At 69.4% G+C, this 4,182-nt stretch carries 3 protein-coding genes; 1 reads left to right on the forward strand and 2 read right to left on the reverse strand.

Going from position 1 to position 4,182, the window contains the following annotated elements; genetic code table 11:
• Both ACNPM4_RS04905 and ACNPM4_RS04910 read right to left on the reverse strand, forming a co-directional pair.
• Positions 1 to 1,943 (reverse strand): cell wall-binding repeat-containing protein (locus ACNPM4_RS04905; protein WP_448984887.1); only part of this gene is annotated, 1,943 nt, incomplete at its 3' end.
• 100 nt (positions 1,944 to 2,043) lie between these two features.
• Positions 2,044 to 3,117, reverse strand: coding sequence for a glycosyltransferase (locus ACNPM4_RS04910; protein WP_448984888.1), 1,074 nt, complete (start codon positions 3,115 to 3,117; stop codon positions 2,044 to 2,046).
• A gap of 122 nt (positions 3,118 to 3,239) precedes the next feature.
• On the opposite strand from ACNPM4_RS04910, the gene ACNPM4_RS04915 reads away from it, so the two are divergent.
• A partial coding sequence (locus ACNPM4_RS04915) for a DUF4012 domain-containing protein (RefSeq protein ID WP_448984889.1) occupies positions 3,240 to 4,182 on the forward strand: 943 nt, incomplete at its 3' end.

A 4,182-nucleotide genomic window follows, 5' to 3' on the forward strand; every position in this document is an offset into this window, starting at 1 on the left:
AGCACGAGCGGGACTCCGAGCCTGCCGGCGAGGGCGGACCCGGTGAGGGCGTCCGGGAACCCGTCACCGGTGGCGACGAGCACACGCAACGCCGTCGAGGGGAAGTACGCGTTGTTCACGGCGATGTTCGTCAGGTATCGATCCGTGCCGGAGAGCCGGTTCACCTTGAAGCCCTGGCCCTGCAGCTGGGCGACCACCGAATCCTTGACGACGCCGACGCCGCCCACGACCGTGATGTTGGCGGCCCCGATCTTCCGGAGCGTCGCGATCGTCGCGGCATCGGCATTGTTGGCGAGTCCGTCCACGAGCAACACCGGAATACGTCCTGCTCCTCCGGCGGCCGCCGCGCTGAGAGCGTCCGGGAAGTCGGCACCGGTCGCCAGGAGCACGTTGGCGCTCGCGCCCGAGCTCTCGACGATGGCGCGCGACGTCGAGTATCGGTCGGCGCCGCTGATCCGCTCGATCTTGGCAGCCGGCACCGCGGCCTTCGCCTGCGCCGCCACCGCGTCCGATACCACGCCCACCCCGCCGACGAGGACCACCCGGGTCGGTGCGAGCCTCTTGAGTTCCGCCGCGACGTTCGCCGGGATGGCTCCCGGGGTCGTGAGCAGGAGCGATGCCTGCGCCTTGCTCGCCGCCGCCACCGCTGAGAGCGCGTCGGGGAAGTCGAGGCTCGTCGCGAGGAAGACCGTCCGGGTCCCGGTCGGCCACGCGGCACGGGAGGCTTCGACCGCGGTCTGTTCTCGGCTGGTCCCGGAGATCCGGTCGACCTTCACCGTCGTCGCGGTGTAGGCGGCCGACTGTGCCGTCGCATCGACGTAGCCGGCACGCTTCGCCGTCAGCTTGACCTCGAGCTTCGTACCGCTGTCCGCGACGGTCAGGTTGTACGACCTCCCCGTGGCACCGGGGATCGCTGTCCCGTTGCGGAACCACTGGTAGACCGTCGTGGTGGGCGCGGGCGTGAAGACACCCGTCGCCGTGAGGGTCTGACCGGGGATCACGTAACCGTTGACGAGCGGCTTGCCTGCCGTGAAGGTCAGCGTCCGCGTCGGACCGAACCAGTCGGTGAAGTAGTTGTAGAAGTTGCGGTTGCCGTAGGCCGAGCATCCGTCACCCTCGCCGTAGCCGGCGCGCAGGGCGGCCGCGTTGGGCTGGTACGGCGTGTAGTAGTAGAGAGCCGACGTCGCCTTGTTCGCGACGTACACCGGCGCGGAGCCGCAGGACGCCTTCGGGTTGTACAGGATGTTCCACGTCTTCCCCGGTGCGTACCACTGGAACCACTTGCCTTCCATATAGATCTGCATCTGGCGGGCGGCGCCGTAGATCTGGTGGAAGAAGCCGATGAAGTTCGGGTCGCACGGCGCGGTGTCGGGGCATCCCTGACCGAGCGCGATCCGGTAGCGCCAGGCGCTCGGCCACGTGTGGGTGATGAGACCCTGCTCCTTCTGGAGCATCACGATCAGCACCTGCGGGTTGATGTTGCAGGCCTGCGAGACGCGATAGATGATGCGCGCGGCCGATTCGTTCGCGGCGCCCGTGTATCCGCTGCAGTACTGGTCTGCCGGGCGGGTGACCGTGGTCATCCGGAAGTCCTTCAGGCAGACGATCGCCTCGTTGTTCTCGTCACGACCACCCAGGCAGCGCGCGACCTTGCCGTTGAAGAAGGTCTGGATCTGCGCCTCGGTCATCGTGCTCTTGTTCGTGAACACGGCGTCGCTGATGAGGTTGCCCGGAGTGAAGCCGGTGAGGCTGCTTTTCGCGATCCCCGTTTCGACGGGGGCGGCGGAGGCGTTCGCGGCTGCCGCCACGGGCGACGCGACCGTCGCCTGAGTAGCGGCGGCGGGAACGACCGTTCCGAGAACCAGGGCGGAGACAGCGAGGAAACAGGTGAGGAGTGGGGCGGTCCTCAGGGTGTTTCGCGAGCGTGGGGCACGTCGAGACATGTGACCAGTGTGACGGAAGTTGCAGGATGATGCCACTGTTGCGCCTCTTTGGCCACAGCACTCCGGCGTGTCGCGTCGATGCGCAGGTGGCTCCCAGCCCTCAGAGGTCGGCGTGCAGACCCCAGAGCCGTTCGGCCGAACTCGCCCAGGAGAAGGCCCTGGACCGATCCGCCGCCAGGACGCGCAACCGGTCCGCGGCGGCGTCCGTGGCCTCCACCATGGCGTCCGCGATCTCCTCGGCTGCGACCAGCATGCCCCCGTCGGCGATCACGTCCCGGTGCGAGCCGCTGTCGACGGCGACGACGGGGATCCCGAGGGTCATCGCCTCGACCGCGCGCCATGGCCACCCGGCGGAACTGCTCGTCGTGGCGAACAGCGATGCCCCGGCCAGCACGGCCGCACGGTCTGCAGTATCCAGCGCGCCTCGGATGTGCGCGCGCCGCTCGGGGAGCCCTGCAGCCGAAGCGAGCTCGGCGTAACGGGGTTCCGCACCATCGGGAGCGCCCATCACGACGGCATCGATTCCCGCCGCAGCAGCGCCGCGGAAACCGTCGTGCAGATCGGCCGCCGATCCCGCCAACACCACGTACTGCGCGGGCAACGTCAGTGCCGCTCGCCGGTCGGCGGCGGCTGCGGGCGCCGCGAATCCACGGGGCGGAGCGCCCGCGACCACGCGGACGCGATCCCCGAGGCGTGCGAGTTCTGACAGCCGCTCGGCGACGGCATGCGACGGCACGACCACGGCGTCGGCATGCTTCACCGCGCGCCGCAGCATCCCGCGCTGCCAGGCGACGAGGCTCTTCGACAACTGCTCCGGTGCGTCCCAGGCGCGCAGATCCCACAGCGTGACCGTGGTCTGGTCGTTGTCGTGTACTCGGTCGTGTCGCACGAGCGGGGCCATCAGCGTCGGCGAGTGGATCATCCCTCCGCCGACCCCCGGAGCGATCCCGAGCTGCCAGGAGGCGGCCAACTCGCGGCGCCCGAGCCCGAGGGTCCGCACCTTGCCGACGCCGGCGACCGAAACCTCCGCGCCCGCAGGGACGATGGCGTCCACGGTGCACCCCGAGGGTGCCGTCGCGATCAGGCCGACCGTGAGATCGAGAGCGGCGGAAGCCTGGTCGGGGTCGACGACATGCACGAGCTGATCCAGAACCACACGCAGCCGAGCACCCATGCGATCAGGCTATCCTCGCCGCGCAGCTCCCCCGTGGAGCGCACCACCCGTGCCGCGCGAATGTCAGCGTTCCCACAGTTTTCGCCCACCGCCGCACCAGCGGTTCATGCTTGAATGCTCGGGTGAGCGATGGTCGTCTTCCCGTCCGACGCCGATGGATCGGGTGGACCGTCGGCGTTCTCCTGTCGATCCTCCTCATCGCGATCGGCTGGGTGACGATCCGCGGGATCGGCGCGGTCAGCGACCTTCAGCAGGTCGCCAATGGCGCCACGCAGCTGAAGGCATCGATCGCCTCAGGTGACCTCGAGGAAGCGGAGCGGGTCTCCGGGAGCATCGCGCGCAATGCGGCGTCCGCCGACGAACTCACCTCGGACCCCGTCTGGCAGGCCTTCGGCGCTGTGCCGTGGCTGGGACCGAACTTCCGCGCGGTGAGCGAGATCGCCGAGATCGCGCACGACGTCTCGACGAACGCGCTCACACCGCTGCTCGATGTGGCAGGCGGGCTCGATCTGGCAGGTCTGGGCGTCGAAGGCGGCACGATCGACCTCGCCCCTTTCGCGGAGATCGAGAAGCCGCTCGGTACGGCGAGCACTGCGCTCAGCGCTGCGGAGCTGCAGGCCAAGCGCATCGATGCGGGCGCGACGCTGCCACCCCTCGCCGACGCCATCGGTGAGTTGCGATCCGCGGTGACGGGAGCCGCGTCGGTGGTCGGCTCCCTGCACGGCGCCTCCGTGCTGCTGCCGACGATGCTCGGCGGCGAAGGTCCGCGCAGCTACGTCCTGGCCATGCAGAACAACGCCGAGTTGCGCTCCTCCGGCGGGATCATCGGCTCGATCGCGCTGCTGCACGCGGAGAACGGCACGATCACGCTGCAGAGACAGGCGTCGACCCGGGACTTCCCGCCGCTGGACACCGCTCTGCCGCTCAGCGAGTCCACGATCGCCCTGTTCGACGACCGCCCCGGTCGCTACCTCCAGAACATCACCGCCATCCCGGACTTCGCCGAGGCGGGCGAGATCATCGCGGCCCGCTGGACGGGTCGCTTCGGCGGGACCGTCGACCGCG

The organism is Microbacterium umsixpiens (genome assembly GCF_053543675.1).

Coding starts and splice junctions, on each gene's coding strand:
- ACNPM4_RS04910 (WP_448984888.1), bottom strand. CDS start 3,117: ATGGGTGCTCGGCTGCGTGTGGTTCTGGATCAGCTCGTGCATGTCGTC.